The sequence below is a fragment of the Exiguobacterium sp. SH31 genome (assembly GCF_001816105.1).
Classification (GTDB): domain Bacteria; phylum Bacillota; class Bacilli; order Exiguobacteriales; family Exiguobacteriaceae; genus Exiguobacterium; species Exiguobacterium aurantiacum_A.
Map to the genome: position 1 here is coordinate 1 of NZ_LYTG01000006.1, position 20,216 is coordinate 20,216.

The 20,216-nt window shown below is 50.1% G+C and carries 20 protein-coding genes and 2 pseudogenes; 19 read left to right on the plus strand and 3 right to left on the minus strand.

What is annotated here, in order from left to right; translation table 11 throughout:
* Positions 1–396 precede the first annotated feature (396 nt).
* The 14 genes and pseudogenes from A6395_RS00965 (at position 397) to A6395_RS01035 (ending at position 11,907) form a co-directional block, all read left to right on the plus strand.
* Positions 397–1,659, plus strand: a complete 1,263-nt coding sequence (locus A6395_RS00965) for an NCS2 family permease (RefSeq protein WP_016508713.1) — start codon at positions 397–399, stop codon at positions 1,657–1,659.
* A 229-nt stretch (positions 1,660–1,888) separates the two neighbouring features.
* On the plus strand, positions 1,889–2,464 hold the full coding sequence (locus tag A6395_RS00970; protein ID WP_071397502.1) for a TetR/AcrR family transcriptional regulator: 576 nt from the start codon (positions 1,889–1,891) through the stop codon (positions 2,462–2,464).
* A gap of 100 nt (positions 2,465–2,564) precedes the next feature.
* Positions 2,565–2,798 (plus strand): annotated as a pseudogene (locus A6395_RS15635) (alpha/beta fold hydrolase); the annotation flags it as partial.
* Between the two features lie 33 nt (positions 2,799–2,831).
* Positions 2,832–3,845, plus strand: coding sequence for an NADP-dependent oxidoreductase (locus tag A6395_RS00975; protein ID WP_071397503.1), 1,014 nt, complete (start codon positions 2,832–2,834; stop codon positions 3,843–3,845).
* A 47-nt stretch (positions 3,846–3,892) separates the two neighbouring features.
* Positions 3,893–4,678, plus strand: coding sequence for an SDR family NAD(P)-dependent oxidoreductase (locus A6395_RS00980; protein WP_071397504.1), 786 nt, complete (start codon positions 3,893–3,895; stop codon positions 4,676–4,678).
* 102 nt (positions 4,679–4,780) lie between these two features.
* Entirely contained in the window at positions 4,781–5,374 is a 594-nt protein-coding gene (locus A6395_RS00985) for an Imm64 family immunity protein (protein WP_071397505.1), read from the plus strand.
* A gap of 133 nt (positions 5,375–5,507) precedes the next feature.
* A complete protein-coding gene (locus A6395_RS00990) occupies positions 5,508–5,996 on the plus strand; it encodes a DinB family protein (protein WP_071397506.1) in 489 nt (162 codons plus the stop codon).
* 211 nt (positions 5,997–6,207) lie between these two features.
* Positions 6,208–6,483 carry a DUF3916 domain-containing protein gene (locus A6395_RS00995; protein WP_071397507.1) on the plus strand — a complete coding sequence of 92 codons (276 nt, stop codon included), beginning with the start codon at positions 6,208–6,210 and terminating at the stop codon, positions 6,481–6,483.
* A gap of 658 nt (positions 6,484–7,141) precedes the next feature.
* On the plus strand, positions 7,142–7,651 hold the full coding sequence (locus A6395_RS01005; protein ID WP_071397509.1) for a DUF58 domain-containing protein: 510 nt from the start codon (positions 7,142–7,144) through the stop codon (positions 7,649–7,651).
* Between the two features lie 14 nt (positions 7,652–7,665).
* Positions 7,666–8,370, plus strand: coding sequence for a hypothetical protein (locus A6395_RS01010; RefSeq protein WP_071397510.1), 705 nt, complete (start codon positions 7,666–7,668; stop codon positions 8,368–8,370).
* On the plus strand, positions 8,358–9,740 hold the full coding sequence (locus A6395_RS01015) for a barstar family protein (RefSeq protein WP_084812887.1): 1,383 nt from the start codon (positions 8,358–8,360) through the stop codon (positions 9,738–9,740). The genes A6395_RS01010 and A6395_RS01015 overlap by 13 nt, the downstream gene beginning before the upstream one ends.
* A gap of 64 nt (positions 9,741–9,804) precedes the next feature.
* A pseudogene (locus A6395_RS16155) lies at positions 9,805–10,053 on the plus strand (CPCC family cysteine-rich protein); the annotation flags it as partial.
* Positions 10,054–10,325: 272 nt separating this feature from the next.
* Positions 10,326–10,859 carry a hypothetical protein gene (locus A6395_RS01025; RefSeq protein WP_071397513.1) on the plus strand — a complete coding sequence of 178 codons (534 nt, stop codon included), beginning with the start codon at positions 10,326–10,328 and terminating at the stop codon, positions 10,857–10,859.
* A 493-nt stretch (positions 10,860–11,352) separates the two neighbouring features.
* On the plus strand, positions 11,353–11,907 hold the full coding sequence (locus tag A6395_RS01035; RefSeq protein ID WP_071397515.1) for a suppressor of fused domain protein: 555 nt from the start codon (positions 11,353–11,355) through the stop codon (positions 11,905–11,907).
* Between the two features lie 46 nt (positions 11,908–11,953).
* Here A6395_RS01035 and A6395_RS01040 read toward each other — a convergent pair whose 3' ends face one another.
* Entirely contained in the window at positions 11,954–12,664 is a 711-nt protein-coding gene (locus tag A6395_RS01040; RefSeq protein ID WP_071397538.1) for a GntR family transcriptional regulator, read from the minus strand.
* 164 nt (positions 12,665–12,828) lie between these two features.
* Between A6395_RS01040 and A6395_RS01045 the strand changes: the two genes are divergently transcribed.
* The 3 genes from A6395_RS01045 to A6395_RS01060 all read left to right on the plus strand — a co-directional run bounded on the left by A6395_RS01045 (position 12,829) and on the right by A6395_RS01060 (position 16,870).
* A complete protein-coding gene (locus A6395_RS01045) occupies positions 12,829–14,718 on the plus strand; it encodes a beta-glucoside-specific PTS transporter subunit IIABC (RefSeq protein ID WP_071397516.1) in 1,890 nt (629 codons plus the stop codon).
* A gap of 12 nt (positions 14,719–14,730) precedes the next feature.
* The gene (gene bglA, locus A6395_RS01050; protein ID WP_071397517.1) at positions 14,731–16,185 is read left to right on the plus strand and encodes a 6-phospho-beta-glucosidase BglA; all 1,455 of its coding nucleotides are present in this window, start codon (positions 14,731–14,733) and stop codon (positions 16,183–16,185) included.
* 421 nt (positions 16,186–16,606) lie between these two features.
* Positions 16,607–16,870: an excalibur calcium-binding domain-containing protein gene (locus tag A6395_RS01060; RefSeq protein ID WP_016508727.1), complete on the plus strand. Its 264-nt coding sequence runs from the start codon at positions 16,607–16,609 to the stop codon at positions 16,868–16,870.
* Positions 16,871–16,903: 33 nt separating this feature from the next.
* Here the strand turns inward: A6395_RS01060 and A6395_RS01065 are convergent, their stop codons facing one another.
* Together A6395_RS01065 and A6395_RS01070 are read right to left on the minus strand one after the other, a co-directional pair.
* Entirely contained in the window at positions 16,904–17,443 is a 540-nt protein-coding gene (locus A6395_RS01065) for a hypothetical protein (RefSeq protein ID WP_071397518.1), read from the minus strand.
* Complete coding sequence (locus A6395_RS01070) at positions 17,433–18,299, minus strand: alpha/beta fold hydrolase (protein ID WP_159429438.1); 867 nt, start codon at positions 18,297–18,299, stop codon at positions 17,433–17,435. Before A6395_RS01070 ends, A6395_RS01065 begins: the two co-directional genes overlap by 11 nt.
* 194 nt (positions 18,300–18,493) lie before the next feature.
* Between A6395_RS01070 and A6395_RS01075 the strand changes: the two genes are divergently transcribed.
* Positions 18,494–19,252 (plus strand): glucose 1-dehydrogenase, encoded by a 759-nt coding sequence (locus A6395_RS01075; RefSeq protein ID WP_071397520.1) that lies wholly within the window; start codon positions 18,494–18,496, stop codon positions 19,250–19,252.
* A 29-nt stretch (positions 19,253–19,281) separates the two neighbouring features.
* A complete protein-coding gene (locus tag A6395_RS01080; protein WP_071397521.1) occupies positions 19,282–20,202 on the plus strand; it encodes an NAD(P)-dependent alcohol dehydrogenase in 921 nt (306 codons plus the stop codon).
* Positions 20,203–20,216: the final 14 nt, after the last annotated feature.

Consider the following 20,216-nt stretch of genomic DNA (forward strand, 5'->3'; position numbering starts at 1 on the left):
GTGCGTTCAGACTTTGCACGATCGGATGATTGGTAGATTACCAAGTGAACAATGATCGGAGCGAGGATCGGGACGATTACGTAATCGCCGACCCAGGTCCATAGTTGTTCCATCCGCACCACCGCCTTCCTCCATTGCGGAATTGGCGGCTGACCCCACTATTGCTGTGTTAACCTGCCTCTTCATTATAGCAGATTCCGACTAAAATAGATGCTGAAAATAAGAACGCTTGTTCTTATTTTATAAAATGAACCTTTAGATGGAGTCGTCTCAACACTGGGTCCAAAGGTGGAATTGAACTACGATAGTGTTGCATGTCTGAAGTCAGACAGGATATAATGAGTCTCGTGTGTAACCACATGGGTGGGTGAGGGTGCCAACAAAGGATTGATTCCTATGGCAAAACAAACAGAATGGAAAACAGAAACATACGGGGGCGTGCTGAACTTTCTGGCGACAGCATACATCCCGGCCGTACATGCGGCAATCTTGACACAAGCCGGACTCCCGTTCGAGGGAGCGCTCGTCGGAGCGATTTTGACAAGCATCATCGGGACGTTCATCGCGGGACTGTTCAACTTACCGTTGTTGCTCCTACCTGGTATGGGCATCAATGCGTTGTTCACGTACACGCTCGTCTTGCAGATGGGGCTGAGCTGGCAGAGTGCGCTCGCCGTCTCGCTCGTCTCGGGGGCGCTTGTCGTCCTCATGACGGTGACGAAAGTGGCGAGGAAACTCGCGAACGCGTTCCCGCCGATTATTCATGACGGACTGACGGTCGGACTCGGCCTGTTCCTCATCTTGATCGGGCTCGAAGCGGCAGGGATCGTCTCGGGCGGTGGTGGGGCACTGCTCCACATCGGAGACCTTGGGGAGCGACCGGTGCAGGTCGCGTTCCTGACGCTATTCGTTGCGATTCTTTTGTTCTTGAAGATGGGACCGAGCAGCTTCCTCTGGACGATCGCGTTCGGTGTCGGCTTGAGCGCTGTCACGGGCACGCTCGACTGGACAGGTGAGTTCGCGCTCACACCGTTCTTCGAGTCGTTCGGTACCGTGTTCGGCAACGTGTCGTTCGCGCAGTCGACATCACCGATCTTCCTGATCGCGGTCGGCGTGTTGACGCTCGTCTTGTTGATCGAGAACATCAGCCTGATCCAGAATCAGACGCGGGCGATCGGCAAGGACGATCAAGCCCCGAAAGGCTTGATCGCCCAAGGGTTGTCGACGATGGCCGGTGCCATGTTCGGCTCGAGCCCGACCGTCTCGACGGTCGAGGTCGCGGCCGGCATCTCGGTCGGCGCACGCGGCGGCATCTCGTCGTTCGTGACGTCAGGTCTTTACGTCGTCTCGCTCTTGCTGTTGCCGCTGTTCGCGATCATTCCGGTGACGGCGATCGCACCGGTCTTGATCATCATCGGCATGATGATGTTCCAGAACGTGAAGCATCTGCCACTCGACAATTGGGAGCAGGCCTTCCCGGCGATCCTCGTCATTATCATGATCCCGTTCACGTACTCCATCGTCGATGGCATCGGGCTCGGCTTCATCGCCTACACGATGATCGTCTTGTTCAAGAAGGGCTATCGCTCGCTCAGTCCGGTCGTCGGTGTCTTGACCGTATTGTTCTTGGTTTTCTTTTCTTTACCAGTCTGGCTGTAAACATGCTGAACGGTCCCGTTCAGCATGTGCTCTCCAATCGACAGTAGAAACTTATTCCTAACGATTGGAGAGATAATCACGAGAAGAGGAGCGTCGTCCCGGGAGGATGATGCTCCTCTTCTTTCGTGTAATCAACTTCATTCTTTACTAATCGTTCTAGAAAGGATATAGTGAGGGTGTAGTTAGAACGTTCATTCTAAAACTGTGTGGTGACCGAAGGAGGATCGAGATGGCTAGAAGTAAAGAGTTTGACGAAACGATTGTATTAAAGAAAGCGATGGAATTGTTTTGGGAACAAGGGTATGAGAAAACATCGATGCAAGACTTGGTCGACCATATGGGGATTCATCGAAGAAGCATTTACGACACGTTCGGCGACAAACGCTCGTTGTTCTTAGCATCGCTCGGCGAGTATGAAAAATTCATCACGCATGAGATGGAGACGATTATTCATCAACATGAGTCCATCAAATCAGCCATCGAGGACGTGTTCCGCTTCATCCTGCGGTCTTCTGAAACCTATCCAAAAGGGTGCCTATCCGTCAATGCAGCCGTCGAATTGTCGCTCTTGGACCAAGAGGTAGACCGGATGGCGACGACGATGTTCCATCGGACCGAGGACATGTTCCAAGAGTTGATTCAACAAGGAAAAATCAGTGGCGAGCTGTCAACCGACATCGATTCGGAACAGACGGCGCGTTTCTTGCACAACAACTTGATCGGTCTTCGTGTCTTGATCAAAACGAACTACACGCAAAAAGAATTAGAAAGCATCATCGCGCTGGCACTCAGCGTGTTGGACTGACTTTCTTTTTTTACCTGTTTTAGAACGTTCATTCTAAAAAACGTCAACAGGTTTTTATCATACTTAGGGTGCACAGTTACAAGCCGTTGCGAAATGGGCGCAACAAAAGCCGGACGAAGACTATGCATGGCTACATGCGATCGAACAACCGGTCCTTGTGACGAATGGGATTAAAGATGTCATGGTGCCGACTGAGAACAGTTACATTTTGGCCGAAAAAATACCGAACGCACAATTGATCGTCTATCCGGATTCTGGACACGGTCATCTGTTCCAGTTCCCCGAACGATTTGCCGCACACGTCAACCTATTCCTCGATTCAGATGCGATTTGATCATCTGTCGAGACAAACAAAGGAGAGTCAATCATGAACAAAATGATGAAAGCAGCTCAAATCAGTCGATATTCGAAAGTAATCGAAGCGCAAGTGAACGAGGTACGTGTTCCGGACATCGGGGACAATGATGTGTTGATCATGGTAAAGGCCGCCGCCATCAATCCACTCGAGATGTTGATCATGACCGGTAGCGTAAAACTGATTCAAGATTATGCTTTCCCGCTGACAATCGGGAACGAACTGGCGGGTGTCGTCGAACAGGTCGGGAAACATGTGACCGGTTATTCCGTCGGGGATGACGTCTACACGCGTCTGCCGATCGAAAAAATCGGGGCCATCGCTGAATATGTAGCAGTCGATGCATCTGCCATCGCAAGGATGCCCAAAAACTTATCTTACGAAGAGGCAGCAGCTGTCGCTTTAACGGGACTCACAGCCTACCAAGGACTACATGAAGAGTTAAACGTCCAGTCCGGACAATCTGTGTTCATTCCGGGGGGATCGGGTAGTTTCGGTCAAATGGCCGTTCCGCTCGCGAAGTCGTTAGGTCTGACAGTGATCGTCAGTGGAAATGCGGAGTCACGCGAACGGACGCTGAAGCTCGGTGCCGATCAATATTTGGATTATACGACGCAAAACTATGAGGACGTCCTGAAAAACGTGGATTATGTCATCGATACGTTAGGGCCGACAGAATTCAAGAAAGAGCTGAGCATCCTCAAACGAGGCGGACGACTCCTGTCTTTGCGGACAGGACCGAATAAACGTTTCGCAAAAGACCGACAGCTCCCGTTCTGGAAACAAACGTTATTTTCGATGGCGGGTGCGAAATATGACCGGATGGCCAAAAAACATGACGTCGAATACCGCTTCATCTTCGTACGTGCGAATGGGTCACAACTCAAAGAAATCACGAGCGTCGTGGAGGCGAACCAAGTCGTTCCTGCCCTTCATCCGAAACGATTTACGATTGATGAAGTGAACGAAGCACTACAGTTAGTTGCGACGGGTCGGCCGAAAGGAAAGGTCATCATTACGTTCTGAAGTATGTGAGACTACTGCTTGTAGCAGAAAAAGAGGGAGAGACTGCCATGAAAAAAACGGTTCTCATCACAGGCGTGTCAGGTGGGATCGGCAAAGAATTGGCCGATCGCTTTGCCCGGGATGGACATGAGATGGTACTCGTGTCACGGAATGAAGCGAAACTGTTAGAAATCGCTAAAGATTATCGGATCAATCATGGTGTCGGCGTCACCGTCATCGCCAAAGACATCGCGTCACCTGGAGTGCCAGAAGCGATTTACAAGGAGCTCCAGGAGAAGGGGATCCACGTGGACTACTTGGTCAACAATGCCGGGTTCGGTCTGTACGGGACGTTCTTAGAGACAGACATGAACCAAGAGGTGAATATGATTGACGTCAACATCAAGGCGTTGACGGTGATGACCAAATTGTTTTTACCCGGTATGGTTGAACGGAATCAAGGGGGCGTCATGAATGTGTCTTCCATGGTCGGTTTTTTCCCGGGACCATTGATGTCGGTGTACCACGCGACGAAGTCATACGTGTTGTCGTTCTCAGAAGCGCTCGAAAATGAAGTGAGCGGGACGAACGTGACGGTGACCGCTTTATGTCCAGGGTTAACATCGACCGGTTTCGTCGACCGCTCCGGGATGCAGGCGTCAAAACTGTTTCAAACGGGCACGATCATGGAAGCAGGACGGGTCGCGGATATCGGGTATCGCGGTTTCATGAACGGAGAGACCTTGATCATCCCAGGGAGACGGAATCGGCTCGTTGCCTTCCTGCCCCGACTGCTGTCGCGTAAACGAATCACTCGTATGATGCGAATGATGCAGGATGGATCGAAGCAGTGAATGAATAGGGCGTCATTAGCATAAACATCTGAGGCTCAAACATAGCGCGGTACCGTTCCTAACGGTGCCGTTTTTTGTATGATTGAAAAAGGAGGTGTTCGAATGGATCAAGCAGGCGGATTCATTTCCATCGGGATGGCTTATCCGAGCCATTATCCGTTACCTAAACTTGCTCAAAATGTATGTGAGGAACTGTTAAGTAGCGGTGGAGAAATCATAAACGTGACATTCAGTCAGGATGAAGCGGGGAACGATTGGATGACAACGACAGATACCGACTTTGCTCGGATCGGGCATTACGGATCTATCCATTTACGAAGCAACTATTTTGGAGGCGTGGATATGGTGATGACCGTGTCCCTTCAAGTGATGGACACTTATGTCGGGATTCTCATCGATTTGAACTGGGGGGATGTCGTTTCACATCCTGCATCGAGATCCGCGTTCACACAGCTAATCGAACGACTGCTCGTCGACGTGTATCGTCATGTGCCATTCTCCTACGCGATTGCTGGGCACGAACTTGAACTGGATTGGGCCCCTGGGGTATTTCCGACGTCAGCGGACTGGCTAAATGCGTTTTCCCTTTCTATTGTCCCGACGCCAGAAGGCTTAACGGTCACTTACGGTTCGATTTCAATCGACGGGATAACTCCACAATTCAAAAAGAAAGTGTCCATCTCGCTAGATGTATAAGTCATCATTGTGAGAATCAATCGCTTCCGTCAAGCGTTCCTTGATTGACCAAGGATAGAAAAATATGACCGGAACAGAAGTAATCGAACATGATACAATTTCCTTACCTTATGAATTGAGGAGGGACAGATTCATGACTAATCGTTCAAACGTCATCGACGAATTTGCATCCTATACAGATTGGCTAAACACGCTAGAGAGATTGGATGAATCGATGTGGGAAAAGCCAATTGCGACCGACAAATGGTCAATCAAAGCAGTCGTCCTTCACATCGCCCATTGGGACAACCATCTGTTGAACGTCATCATCCCAGCCGTGAAGAACGGGGAAGGGATGATCTTCCCTGAGTTCGACTCGTTTAACGCGCGGGCGACCCAAAAAGCGAAACGTCTCTCGGGAGAAAACGTTCTCCAATTAGCCAAAAAGAGTCGAAGTTCACTCATAGAAGTGCTGCGGTCATTGCGTCAAGAGACGCTGACTTCGCACACGACGGCGAACGGGGTGACCCATTGCCCGCATCAGGGTGTTCCGTATACGCTTACTTATATCGTCACCGAGTTCATCGGACATGACCGGCATCACCAGCAGCAAGTCGACGCCATATTGGGAAGAACATCTTGAAGAGACGAGCGAAAGTGCGCGGTATCAGACGAAGATTGAAACGATTGCGCACGTATATCGACGAACAGACCTATTCGTTCCCGACGACGTTCCATGACGGGTATTGGCACAACAAAATCCCAATTGATCAATCGTTCTTACTGTCGGTGCAGGAGAACAGCCGGATTCAATATGCGGTCATCGAGGCGATGATGGAGGGGCCTCCCGTCTCGTGCGTCTCCGAGAAGAGGAGCGGAACCGGGTCGTCGTCTTGTTGGACCTTCCGACGCTTTGGCAGTCCGAACTCCTCGTGTTTGAAAATGATGCACGATTGAAGGTGTTTATGAAACGTGACTCACCGGATCAGACATGGACGCCCTTGCCCTTAGATGATGTGTTTCAACAAAAGCTCGTAGCCTCAGCGGATGTCGAGGTGCATCGGTTCCACGAGCGGATTCAAGATGAGGATGATATTTATACAGGAGAAGTCTGGTTGCTCGTTCAATGAACGGGCAATTTTTTTGTATGACGAATAATAGGAAGTTAAGCACAACGTCTCAACGTAAACCCAAAAAACAACAGTGATATTTACAAGTTGATTAAAATGTCGAAAGGTAATTTGATAGAAAATATGGTACAATTTAACATGTAAAAGGAAGGTGACTCATAATCTTTACTACACAGTCTTTCGAAGAGAAAAAACATCATCATGATAAAAGCTCACGATAAATGCTTGATGGTTTAAAAAGAGACGGAGGTCGTTCAGTTGAAAAGATTCACACTTCTTCTACTTTGTATTCCTTTGATTCTGTTATCGGCATGCATTGGTGACAAAGAAAATGTCGAAGCTATAAAAGAGAACGTTAACGTGCAGCCTAAGACTATAAAAATAAGCGACGATAGTGAATTAAAAATCGTGCCACTTTACACACAGTATCAAAAGTATTTGGAGGCATCTCTAGAGAACAAGTCACATGATTTTCCAGTATCGCAGTCGTGATACCCGGTCCCCAATCAGTTCGCTCTATTGATTGGGGGCTTTTGTTTAAAGGAAGGATTACTGAGCTGTGATTATGAAGGGTGATGTTTGACGAAAATCAGCGCGTGCATTCCCTACAACTTCGTGACGAAGCGACCTATCTACTTCCGATTCACGCCTGGTAAGGATGGGGGATCGACTCGTCAAACATTCACCGCTCCACGACCCGTTGATGATCCAAAGCTCAAAACAATATGAGCAAGAGCCGGTGAAACAAATTGACTGGGTCGCTACAGCCAAGACAGGGAAGCTACAGGCGAAAGTATATGAGCGCCAAAACCTCGATACGTTCACATTGATGCTTGACTTGAGCGGTCCGCTCGGGAATGGTCTCCACGCCCGTTACGAAGAGTTGACTCAACAGGCCGCTTATCTGGTATCCTATTTGGTGAAGGAAGAGTGTAAAGTCGAGCTGTTCATCAATCGCCTAGATGCTGATAATAAAGTCGATCACCTTCGGATGAGTGACGGTCGTAAGCAGTTGCGCCTCGCACTCGTGCGCCTGGCGTGGATTCACGAGTCGAATCGATTCGTCGCCTCAAAACGGTTTGGCCGAATCATCGAGCGCCAAAAACATCCACATGCGGAACTGATTCGGATTGATGCGTCATTCCTAAAACAAATGTCTGTCGGTTGAAAGGAGAAAGAAACATGTTCCGCCTGATCACAACATTCGCTTTAGCCGGGGTCTTCACGCTCGGTGCTACGTCGGCAGCTGCGGCGCCGACAGAACGATCCGCGGAGCGTTTCGCTGAAGAACATTTCGAGTCAATCGTCCTCGACCATATCGAAGGAGACGACCCGAGTAACTATCACTTGACGGAAAGTCGCACCGTCTCGTTCGGTCCGCCCCATGAAGTATTGATTGCCGCGCAATCCTGTTATTCGTTGGACGAAATGTGTACGTTCGTCTCGAGCAAGGAGTACGTATCAGCTGTCCTACAAGATGGGGAGCCGAGAAACGTCATCGGTACGTGGGAGCAAGAACCGGGCATTTTCGCCTTCTCCACGTTCGGGTATGGCGACGAGTTGGCCATTGCCTTAGCTGATGTGTCCGGCTCACTCGTCCATTCTGCTCAAGAGAATGCCTGGTTTGACTTAAACGGGGAGACGTTGACCGCCATGACGACCGATGCGAAACGGTTCATCAGCGGAGACACGATCACGCTCGAAATGTATCAGAAACTCTTGGTCGAAACACATTCAAACGATCAAGGTTCTGTGGAGGATGCCCTTACTGTTGGTTCAGGTGACGTTCAGACGATAGAGCCGAAATCTTTTCGGATGATTGGACTCGCGTTGTTGACGGGACTCCCGCTCGGTTATCTTTTTTACCGGAGGCGATGGAAAAGATGAATGTGAAACGTCCGTGGTTACGTGAAGTTGACGCGACCACGGCTTTATTTGTGCGTCGACACGCAGTGGACACGGATAAATTTGAACAAAAGACGGAAAGATTATCACGTTCGAACGATGGGACGTTATGGAAAATCGACCGTTATGAATTCGACCAAGTCTATGATCAAAGGCTTGATGAGGTGTATCGCTCGATTCGTCGACAAGATGCTGACATCTTTTCATTTCATTCGGATGACATACAGATCGATAAGGGTTTTACCGATGTAACGATACTACGTTACCTCATCTTGCATCCGTTCACGCGAGACGTCTATGTCGATGCCGCATCATCTGGGGTCGTTGAGACGGTGTATGTCTGGATGCATCCGATTGAGGTGTGTAAACAGAGAGACCGAATCACTCGTGTGACGCTAGACGTCTCGGACATCGCGACGGAAACCGAGTTGCATAATTTGTTAAAAGAACGGTTCCATTTCCCTTCGCATTATGGGATGAACTGGAACGCATTTTGGGACGCTATCACCGATGAAAACGGGTTACCGGACATCGTGGAGCTATACGGATGGACGGAGTTAGAGCGACGTTTGCCTGAGGAGGCATACATGCTCGCGACTTATTTTACGGATTATGCGAACGAGCCGGACTTGAAACTTTGTCGAATCCTCTATCATCAGAAAGAGATGCTGATTTTACCGAGCCATGCATTCAAAGAGGGAGAAGCAAATCGCCTAATTTACCGACATCTCGCCGACGCAGAGTTCACGTTACGCGTGGAGCGGAAAACAAAGGTACTGTTGCCGAAGAGACATCGTTTCTCGTTTGAACGCTTAGAAGAGGAGTCTGTCACATCCGCGACCATTCGCAATCGCGAGGAAATCGCCCCATGGCTGATACTTTCCTGTGACGACCAGCGTGAAGACGTCGTCACGTTCTCAAATGAAACGGATTGGTTGGTAAGCTATTACCGTGAGGGTCTGACACTCCAAGGGACGAATATTGAATCCGTTAAATCGATCGATACAGCGGATTACGAGACGTTTTTTCGTCACGTGACACGTGGTGCGTACCCGATTGAATTGACGTTCTGTTTCGGTGGTACAATTGCTCTAAGCGAGACGGTCTATCGATTGACGCTACATGACGCAGAGTGGGAGAAGTTGATTGAAGACAGGTTGTTACCTCAACTAGAGATTCCGAAAGCAAAAGGGTTTTGGAAGTCGTTTTCCTCAACTACACCTGTACAGACATTCGAGATATTCATCGGAGAATTTCATCCTAACCTCTTTGGAAACTTCGTACTGGCTCATGATGCGGACGATGTGTATTATTTTCTCGATCATGTGAACGGTTCGATTAAGCGGTTTTGAAATCATATTTCATGCATATAGACCCTTGAAAAGTCAGTGAAAATAACGGATTGGAGTTACATAAATGGAGCTGTATACATGCACCTGTTGTGGTTATAAGACGATGGATGAAGAACCACCAGGGACGTTTTCGATTTGTCCAAAATGTTTTTGGGAAGATGATAGTGCGAGTCCTGATTCATGGGGAGGAGCTAATGGCATTTCATTGCGAACGGCGCAGCGAAATGTGATTCGATTTGGCGTATCCGATGAATGTTACGTCAACGAGTATAGTACGAAGGAATATCAAAAAAATGTGATGTGGAAACCCATATGGGAAACAGAAAACTCTCAATCGCCGTTAATTTTAATTGATGGTAATGTCTTCTGTAAGAAAAAAAACAAGAATATTGATATCAACCGGTTCAATGAACAATTTGAAAAAATGTTGAAACAAAATGGATGGACGTTTGGCGGAGAGTTTGTTCAATCTGAAGAATAAGAGACTGTTTTGAAAACTACACAACGTATCAAACCATAAGGGTATGCCTCGCTGATCTTATTTGGCACTTAAAGTAAGAAAGCATACAGAAATCAGGTGAAGTGATGTATCGATATAGATTAAGCAAATACAATCCAGAATACCGAGATGAGTTCGGTGGCTACGAAAAAAATGAGTGGACATCAATATCCGATGTTGGAAAGTCGTTTGATGGCGATATACTTAATTTCGAGGAATACATGAGAATTGAAGACGCATATGTGAAATCGGTGAAAATGATTATGAATTATTGCAAGGTGACCGCGCTCAAGGTTACTTATATTGAGAAGAGAGGAGTTCTCTCAGTTCACGAATATAATCCACCTAATTTCCCAAAGAACCTATATGATTTAAAAACGACAGCTTTGTACAAAGCTGTGAAAAAAGGAACGATTTTGACGGGGTGGAGAGTCGATTGTGTGATTCGGTTATTGTTGAGAGAAGAGCTTTATTTACACTTAGAACCGTATCCTTCAAATAAGAAAGAACAATCGCTCAAAGTTTTTGTTGGGTTTGACTATCTGATGGGGATTCATACAAATATAAATCTCAGACATTTAGAAGAGAAGCTTTTAGACATTGGCATGCATCTAGAATAAAACAAAAGTTGTTATTGTTAATTCTCTCAAAACCAATCCATACAAAGGGGATGAACTTTGAATACACTTAGAGAATTCAAATCAGTCGATAGTGAGGTTTGGCGAATACGACTTGACGAGAGTGATGCATTCCTCTTGATTAAAGATGAGAGAAGGCGGAGTGAGCTCACCGATTATCCGTGGTTTTCTGAACATGAAGCTTCTGAATTTGAGTCAAAGGAAAATGTGATTCATGCCAGTTATCTCGTCACTCCGAACGTTCGATTAAGTCCAGAGCACTTGGCAGAGGTGTTTAAAGTCGTCGAACAGCTACTGCATCACGTGGCCCAGGCCTCGTGTGACATCATACTCACGCCTCAAACTTTCCCTAGCGAATCTGATCGTTTAAACTATATTCGAAAAATATGCGCAGTCGATTCTGATGCGTATAACTATTTGACTCAATAGAGTCGAATGCGCATCACTACCACTTAAAAGAAAGTAGGAGCAACCATTGAATTATTTAGAGCACCTCGAATCCCATTGTGGAGAATTCACGAATCAATTCGAGACAGAGGAATTGTTAGAACAGACCGTCCAGTTTTTACAGTTTAATGATAGCCCTATAACCGATACGTTCACGATTTCGACGCTAGGCCTTCATTGGCATACGCTACAAAACGAGGACGGGACACATACACATCAAGAGTTACTGTTGAGTTTTAAACAAAAACGTTCGTATGAGGACGTGCTTGAGTTGTTGTGGCAATTAACGATGCATGCACTCGAGACACATCACGCTTTCAAACTCGGCGAATATTTTGAACTCCCACCTAACGTCTTCAAACGATTAAAATTCTCCTCGATTTATGTGGCGACGCCGTTTTATTTTGATGAATCGTTTCATGTATATGAAGGGGACGAACAAACCGTTATCCCAATCTGGTTCATTCCAATCTTCCCATCCGAAGAAGCGTTCATCGAAGCGCATGGTGCAGAACGATTCAACGAATTGCTTCACAAAACGGATGATACGTTACTGGATTTGAAACGTAAACCGCTCATCTGAACCACACAAAAACACCGCTCCACGCAAATCGCGTAGAGCGGTGTTTTCACATGTACGGCCCGTTCGCCTGTACGACGAACTGGGAGTGTTCGTAATGGTACGTGATACGTGAGTAATCGAACGGCTTCCCGTTCGTAAGGTGAAAGATCGTCTCGATCCGAAGCGTCGGGTCGTCTTCCTGCAGGCCGAGGTATCCGGCTTCCGACGCGTTCAACCGACCGACCTGCATGTACATGTCGGAGAAGCCGATCGTGACGCCGAGCGCGCTCTGGACATAATCGAAGATCGAGTCGGCAACGATCTCCCGGTTCAAATACGGGACGATTTGCTTCACGTAATACGACTCCTCGTGACAAAGCACCTCGCCATCGACGAAGCGGACCCGTTCGACGTGATAGACGTCGTCCGTCACGTCGATCCCGAGGTTCTGCGCAACTGTCTCGTCAGGTTTTGTGACCGAGACGTCGAGCACGTCCGACGTCAAGACGCGGTCGCCGAGATTGCTCTTGAACCCTTGCGTCGAGAACAGGCTCATGTAGCCCGGGCGGTTATGACGCCGGACGAAGATGCCGCTCCCGCGAAGTTGGAAGACTACCCCACGCCGTTCGAGCAGTTCGAGCGCTTTCGTCACCGTGCTCTTACTGACGGCATATTGGCTCATCAACTGTTCGAGCACGGGAAGTTTATCGCCTTGTTTCAAATCATGTTGATTGATGTACTGTTCGATCTCTGCTGCAATCTGTTGGTATTTTAGCACGTTCATCCCTCATCTACTTGAAAATGTTGCCTTCATTATACCACACACATGTTTGCTAAACGTTCACAAACTTTTTTATTGTATCGCTATTGATTAATTGTACCGGTACAATTATAGTAAGGGTGTACAAAATGTAAGCGTTATGAAAAAAGGAGGGTATTCACTTGAGTAAAGTTCGGGATTATTCAAAACTCGCCAAGGACATCTTGGAGGCTGTCGGCGGGGAAGACAACATCATCAACGCAGCCCGGTGTGCGACACGGCTTCGTCTCGTCTTGAAGCGGTCAAACCCGCAGGCGAAAGAGCGTGTCATGGCGATGCCAGGCGTCATCACGGTCGTCGAGACGGGCGGACAGTTCCAAGTCGTCATCGGACAGCACGTCGGAGAAGTGTTCGAGGAGTTCACGCAGCTCGTAAAAATCGAAGGCACTGAAACGGAGGCGGACCAAAAAGGAACGATACTCAACCGGATCATCGCGACGATGTCCGCGGTGTTCGCGCCGTTCATCTATATTTTAGCGGCAGCCGGGATTTTGCAAGGTGTACTCATTCTAACGACATTGGTATTTGAAGGTTTCGCCGAGACGGGGACGTACGAAGTGTTCAGCTTCATCTCATGGGCACCGTTCACGTTCTTACCGATCTTTATCGCCATCACGGCATCAAAACACTTCAAGACGAACACGTTCATTTCCGTCGCGGCAAGTGCGGCCTTGGTCAGTCCGACATGGTCCGAGATGGCGGCACGCATCACGTCAGGGGAGGCGATAAGCTTCCTTGGGATTGCCTTGTCCGGTACGACGTACACGTCTTCCGTCTTGCCACCGCTCTTCCTCGTCTGGATCTTATCTTACGTCGAGCGGTTCTTGAACCGGCATATGAATGAAGTCATTCGTCCTTTGTTCGTCCCATTCTTCAGTTTAGTGCTCATGGTGCCGCTCACGATCCTCGTCATCGGACCAATCACGACGATGGGTGCGGTCGGGATCGCGAACGGGTATAACTTCTTAGCGGAGAACGCACCGATGCTCGCAGGTGCCATCATCGGGGGACTTTGGCAAGTCGTCGTCATCTTCGGCGTCCATTGGGGTGTGACGCCGATGGTGCTCGCCAACTTCGACCTATACGGCCGTGATTCGTTCCAAGCCTATCAGACGATCGCCGTCATCGCCCAAGTCGGCGCCGTCCTCGGTGTCATCTTGAAAGCGAAAAGTCAGGAAATCAAAAAAGTTGGAGTGTCGGCAGGAATCACCGGTCTGTTCGGGATCACCGAGCCTGCCATCTACGGTGTGACGCTACGCTTCAAGAAACCATTCATCTTCGGATGCATTTCGGGTGCGACCGGTGCCATCGTCGCAAGTTTCTTCACCCCATACTACTTTGCCTACGCCGGTCTGCCAGGTCCGCTCACGCTCGTGAACGGAATCAGTGAAGACGTGCCGACATCGATTTGGGGACTGTTAATCGGGACGGCGATTGCCATCATCCTCCCGGTCATCTTGATTCAAATCTTCGGCTTCGGGGAAGACACTGCCAAACAGGCAAATGAAGAATTGGCGACGCCAGCGACAGCGGAAGCGAGCGCGACGGTCGTCCAAGAAGAAACGATCTCTGCACCGCTATCAGGGAAAGTCATCGCCTTGAGTGATGTCCCGGACGACGTGTTCGGCTCTGGGGCAATGGGGAAAGGTTACGCCGTCGAACCAAACGGGAATAACATTGTGGCGCCATTAGATGGGACGGTCGTCATGGTCGCACCGACAAAACATGCGATTGGACTGCGCTCGAACTCAGGGATCGAGCTCTTGATTCACGTCGGGCTCGACACCGTGACACTTGACGGGAAACCGTTCACTGTCCACGTCAAAGATGGGGACAGCTTCAAAGCGGGCGATGTATTGATGACGTTCGATCGCGACATGATTGCCGCCCATAACTTATCAAGTATCACACCAGTCATCGTGACGAACAGCTCGACTTATGCTGATGTGCTCGTTCAACCGAGCGATGAGACTGACACGACGACACCGATGCTCACGATTGTTCATCAATAAGGAGGAATAAACATGAAGACATTACCGAAAGATTTTCTATGGGGTGGCGCCCTCGCCGCCCATCAATTTGAAGGCGGCTGGGACGCCGACGGCAAAGGCCCGAGCGTCGTCGACGTCTTGACAGCAGGCGCCCATGGCGTCGCACGCCGGATCACGGACAAGGTCGAGCCGGACGAGTTTTATCCGAACCATGAGGCAATCGACTTCTACCACCGCTATAAAGAAGACGTCGCCTTGTTCGCCGAGATGGGTTTGAAGTGTCTCCGGACGTCGATCGGCTGGAGCCGCATCTTCCCGAACGGTGACGACGCCGAACCGAACGAGGCCGGGCTCAAGTTTTACGATGACTTGTTCGATGAGCTGTTGAAGCACGGCATCGAGCCGATCATCACGTTGTCCCACTTCGAGATGCCGCTCCACCTCGCCCGTGAGTACGGCGGGTTCCGCAACCGGGCCGTCGTCGACCATTTCGTCCGCTTCGCCGAGGTCTGTTTCGACCGTTACAAAGACAAGGTCAAATATTGGATGACGTTCAACGAGATCAATAACAAGATGGACGTCAACAATCCGCTCTTCCTCTGGACGAACTCAGGCGTCATCGTCGAGGAAGGCGAGAACGCCCGTGAGGTCATGTATCAGACGGGGCACCATGAGTTGATTGCGAGTGCGCTCGCCGTCGCCAAAGGGAAAGCGATCAACCCGGACTTCGAGATCGGGGCGATGGTATCGCACGTGCCGATCTATCCGTATTCGTCGAACCCGGACGACGTCATGCTCGCCGAGGAGATGATGCGCCAGCGCTACTTCTTCCCGGACGTGCAAGTACGCGGGTTCTATCCGAGCTACGCTTTGAACGAGTTCGAGCGTGAAGGCTACAACATCCCGATTCTAGACGGGGACGACGACATCTTGAAGAACGGGACTGTCGACTACCTCGGTTTCAGCTACTACATGTCGACGACCGTGAAGAGCGACGTCGTCGCTGACAACAGCGGCGACATCGTCAACGGTGGCCTGCCGAACGGTGTCGAGAACCCATATATCAAGTCGAGCGACTGGGGTTGGGCGATCGATCCGGTCGGTCTTCGCTACGTGCTGAATCGGTTGTACGACCGCTATCAGATCCCGCTCTTCATCGTCGAGAACGGTTTTGGCGCCGTCGATGAGATCGTCGATGGAAAGATTCACGACGCGGCCCGCATCGATTACTTGAAGGCCCACATCGAGCAGCTGAAACAAGCGGTCGTCTATGACGGCGTCGACTTGATCGGCTACACGCCATGGGGCATCATCGACATCGTCTCGTTCACGACGGGCGAGATGAAGAAGCGGTATGGCATGATTTACGTCGACCGTGATAATGAAGGCAACGGCTCGATGGAGCGGATGAAGAAAGACTCGTTCGATTGGTATAAGCACGTCATCGAGACGAACGGGGAAGCGTTGGAATACGAAGCGACAAAATAATTTTCCATGAATAAACCCACCTCTTTCAAAAAAAGAGGTGGGTTTATTCCTTCTACAGATGTTGCGGCAATAGGAATTTGCAAAAGTCACTGATTATAGCCGACGAATAACGTAAATGTGATGAGCATGACGGATGAAATCATGAGAACCACAGCGAGTGAGCTGGCGAACAGCAAAAAAAGTTTTGAGAAGTTGATCCGTTTCTTCCAAACCCCTATTAGGAATGCAAGATTCAGTACCAAGAAAAATGTGAGCACGAGCAGAGGTACCGCGCGCTCTTGCATTAAAATAAACAAATCCATAATAAAACACGTTCCTTTCTGTCTTTATCATATTTGCAAAAGAGGTATATTTCTCGTAATCAACCGTATAATGATGAAAACTGCTAGACGTATCGTCTGCTAATTTGGAGGAAATAAGAATGAAGAAACTGCTTCGTGCAACTGTGGCCTGTCTCGCTTTGTTTACGCTGAGCCTCGCTCCTGCGAATCCGGCTGATGCCGCTGCCAAAAAGTTTAAAAACTGTACCGAGCTCAACAAAACCTACAAGGGTGGTGTCGCGAAAAACAAGACCATCAAAAACAAAGGCGGCAAGACGCAGTATAAGCCGCTCGTCAACGCGGCACTCTACCAAGCAAACATTGGGAAAGACCGTGATAGAGACGGAATCGCCTGTGAACGTTAAGAGATTTGGGGACTACTCCCCGAATCTCTTTTTTCATTGAGGATAGCGATACACGACGTCACCCGAGGCGTCATAACCCGTGATGGCGTCAATCGATTCGATTTGGTCGACGACGACGAACCAAACGTCATTCCCGGCTTTCGTCTTCATTAATTCCGGCTCGAACCGGTCCCCGTCCAACTCGACGACGACACGTGTCGTCGTCCCATGATTCATCCCATATAAGATATCAAACGGAACACAGTCTGGCTCATCCCCGCACGTCCGTCCGTCGACCGACCAGGTGAGACCATCATCTGACAGCGAGCGGGACGTGACCGATTCGACACGGTCGTCGATGGTAATCTCTAAGCCGATGCCTTCGATGAACAGTTCATCGCTCAGCTCGTCCGTTGAGTAGCGTTCTGTGAAGAAACGGATTGTCATCTCAGGGTCAGCGACCTGATGGACCAGGATGGGCTCGGCCGTCGCTGATAATTCGGGTTGCTCGGTCGATTCCACTTGCCAGACAATCCCGGCAGAGAGTAGCAACACAACGACGATGATGAGCACAATCTGTTGATTACGCTTCATAAGAACTCGCTCCTTGTGTTGATAATAAAAACTGACGCACCCGCTCGAGCGGGAACTCCGGACTCCAATGAACGAAGTGACCTCCGGGAACGGACTGAAAGGTGACCGGAAGTCGGTCTTGCTGAAGACTCGCAACGGCAGACTTCGTCAATTCAGCTTCTTTCGTGTCCACGCCGATAAAGTCAGCGTAGACGAGAAGCGTCGGTACGCGGAGCATACTCATGAGTCGGCTCATGTCCAAGTTATAGTAGCCGAACAGTAAGTTCATTCCACCGGGACCTAGTTTGGCAGGAGCGTCCAAGGCCCGGCATACTTCGTCCCGCTCAGGTAAACCCGTCTGCGTGCAGAACGCTTTGAACTGTTCCTCTGAAATCGGTTCTGCCGCTTTGTCCGTTATGAATTTCGCCTCGATTTTCCGGACGGCTGCCGGCCCAAGTATGCGGTAGATCACGTTCAAGAGCGGTACGACGAGTCCAAACGCGCCATATTCTTGCAGTGGGACACGCGGGAACGGCTTATGTCCGGCATCGAGCAAGACGAGCCGTTCCAGCTTTTCAGGGTAATGGGCGGCAAACGCGAGTGCGACCGCGCCCCCGAGCGAGTGACCGCTCACATGGACAAGGCCGAGTCCTGCTTCCACGATATAGCCGTTCACCCAATCCGCTAATTCCAAAGAAGTGACTCTCCCTTTGAGTCCTTCGCTGCGACCGAACCCTGGCAGATCGAGCAGATGGACCTCGAAGTCGTCGGCAAGCGCCTCGGCGAGCGTCAGTCCCTCGTTTCCTGAGAATCCCCCAGCCGGTAGGAACAACAGCGGAGACCCGCTACCGATCACTTCAGTATCATATCGTCCCAAGTCATCAATCCTTCCTCAAATCCCAATATATGTATTCCTTTCATTGTAAAGGAGATATCGTACGAAAAGAAGAACATTCTTCCATAACAGCATGCAGGTCACTTAAAAATTCGGGTATAGAGTACTGACACGTGTTCAGTCCGCACTTGTCGTTTTGCTGTGTCGTCTTCTACTTAGCCAAGGAGGAATGCTGTGTGAAACTATCAGGCAAGACAGCGCTCGTGACCGGTGCCGGTTCTGGAATGGGGCGGGCCATCGCCAAGCTATACGCCGCGGAAGGTGCTCGCATCGTCGCCGTCGATATGAACGGGGATACGGTCGAGGCGGTCGCAAGTGAGATCAAGTCGTCCGGCGGGGAAGCGGTCGGTATCGCCGCGAACGTGACGAAGCAAGCGGACATCGACAACATGGTCGCGACGGCGACGGGGCAGTTCGGCTCACTCGATATTTTAGTGAACAACGCCGGCATCATGGACAACTTCATGACGGTCGGTGAAGTGACCGACGACGTGTGGGACCGTGTCATCGCGGTCAACTTGACCGGTCCGATGAAGATCGCCCGGGCCGCCATCAACGTGATGGAGAAACAGGAGTCGGGCGGGGTCATCATCAATATCGCCTCGGTCGGCGGCTTGTTCGGGACACGAGGCGGGGCCGCGTATGTCGCATCAAAACACGCGCTCATCGGCCTTACGAAAAACATCGCCGCGACGTATGGCACGTTCGGCAAGATTCGGGCCAACGCCATCGCACCAGGCGGGGTCAATACGAACATCGGGGCGACGATCACGGCGCCGAGCGAGCTCGGGATGCGCGCCATTCAAGGGGCAGGAGAAGCACCGATTGGCGAACCGGATCAAATCGCAAACGCCGCGCTGTTCCTCGCTTCGAGTGACTCGAGCTTCGTCAACGGGGACGTCTTGAAAGCAGACGGTGGTTGGACCGCCCGCTAAAAGACAAGCGACTTGTGAGGAGGTACACGATGAGAGCAGTGATTTGTACCGCATATGGTCCGCCGGATGTGTTACAGCTTCAGGAAATTAAAAAGCCTGTACCGAAAGCAACCGAACTGCTGATTAGAGTACACGCATCAGCCGTTCAATCCGGGGACCGCCGGCTTCGTGCGTTAGATGTACCGGCAGCAGGTAAGTTGCCGATGCGGGTCGTCGTCGGCTTTAACGCCCCGAGACAGCCTGTCTTAGGTGTCGTCCTAGCAGGTGAAGTGGTGGAGACGGGTCGTCGCGTGGAGAACTTTAAAGTGGGAGATCGTGTCTATGCGCTGACCGGGATGCGATTTGGCGGCTACGCCGAATATGCGTGTATCAAAGAGACGAAATGTGTCGAGATCATGCCTAAACACGCAAGCTTTGCAGAAGCAGCCAGTCTTCCGTTCGGTGGAACGACAGCCCTTCATTTTTTGCGTAAGGTGAACATCGAACAAGCGAAGTCCGTATTGATTTACGGAGCTTCCGGGGCGGTCGGTTCCATCGCGGTACAGATTGCCAAACATTTCGGTGCTCACGTGACAGGTGTCTGTCGGGAACGAAACTTCGAATTGGTCAAAAGCCTTGGCGCAGACGTAGTCATCGATTATACAAAAGAGGGCTATGACAGCGAACTGACAACGTACGACGCTGTGTTTGACGCGGCAGGAAAAATCGATAAGCGGATGGCTCGTAAACATGTCGGGGAAAAAGGCCGGTTCAGTTCGGTTGCCGGACAGGGAGTAGCAAGCGAACGGAAAGAAGATCTGAGCCTGTTGAATCAGATGTTTGAAGCCGGAGACCTGAAGGCCGTCATCGATTCGATCTATCCGATGGAGGAAATCGTCGCAGCGCACCGCTATGTGGACGCCGGTCAGAAAGTTGGAAATGTCATCGTGTCGGTCGTGCATGAGGAATGAAATCGTCTCTCGTC

What these genes read in the sequence shown, in the direction of transcription:
- A6395_RS00965 (WP_016508713.1), top strand. Translation starts at nt 397, where the DNA reads ATGGCAAAACAAACAGAATGGAAAACAGAAACATACGGGGGCGTGCTG.
- A6395_RS00970 (WP_071397502.1), top strand. Translation starts at nt 1,889, where the DNA reads ATGGCTAGAAGTAAAGAGTTTGACGAAACGATTGTATTAAAGAAAGCG.
- A6395_RS00975 (WP_071397503.1), top strand. Translation starts at nt 2,832, where the DNA reads ATGAACAAAATGATGAAAGCAGCTCAAATCAGTCGATATTCGAAAGTA.
- A6395_RS00980 (WP_071397504.1), top strand. Translation starts at nt 3,893, where the DNA reads ATGAAAAAAACGGTTCTCATCACAGGCGTGTCAGGTGGGATCGGCAAA.
- A6395_RS00985 (WP_071397505.1), top strand. Translation starts at nt 4,781, where the DNA reads ATGGATCAAGCAGGCGGATTCATTTCCATCGGGATGGCTTATCCGAGC.
- A6395_RS00990 (WP_071397506.1), top strand. Translation starts at nt 5,508, where the DNA reads ATGACTAATCGTTCAAACGTCATCGACGAATTTGCATCCTATACAGAT.
- A6395_RS01005 (WP_071397509.1), top strand. Translation starts at nt 7,142, where the DNA reads ATGGGGGATCGACTCGTCAAACATTCACCGCTCCACGACCCGTTGATG.
- A6395_RS01010 (WP_071397510.1), top strand. Translation starts at nt 7,666, where the DNA reads ATGTTCCGCCTGATCACAACATTCGCTTTAGCCGGGGTCTTCACGCTC.
- A6395_RS01015 (WP_084812887.1), top strand. Translation starts at nt 8,358, where the DNA reads ATGGAAAAGATGAATGTGAAACGTCCGTGGTTACGTGAAGTTGACGCG.
- A6395_RS01025 (WP_071397513.1), top strand. Translation starts at nt 10,326, where the DNA reads ATGTATCGATATAGATTAAGCAAATACAATCCAGAATACCGAGATGAG.
- bglA (WP_071397517.1), top strand. Translation starts at nt 14,731, where the DNA reads ATGAAGACATTACCGAAAGATTTTCTATGGGGTGGCGCCCTCGCCGCC.
- A6395_RS01060 (WP_016508727.1), top strand. Translation starts at nt 16,607, where the DNA reads ATGAAGAAACTGCTTCGTGCAACTGTGGCCTGTCTCGCTTTGTTTACG.
- A6395_RS01065 (WP_071397518.1), bottom strand. Translation starts at nt 17,443, where the DNA reads ATGAAGCGTAATCAACAGATTGTGCTCATCATCGTCGTTGTGTTGCTA.
- A6395_RS01080 (WP_071397521.1), top strand. Translation starts at nt 19,282, where the DNA reads ATGAGAGCAGTGATTTGTACCGCATATGGTCCGCCGGATGTGTTACAG.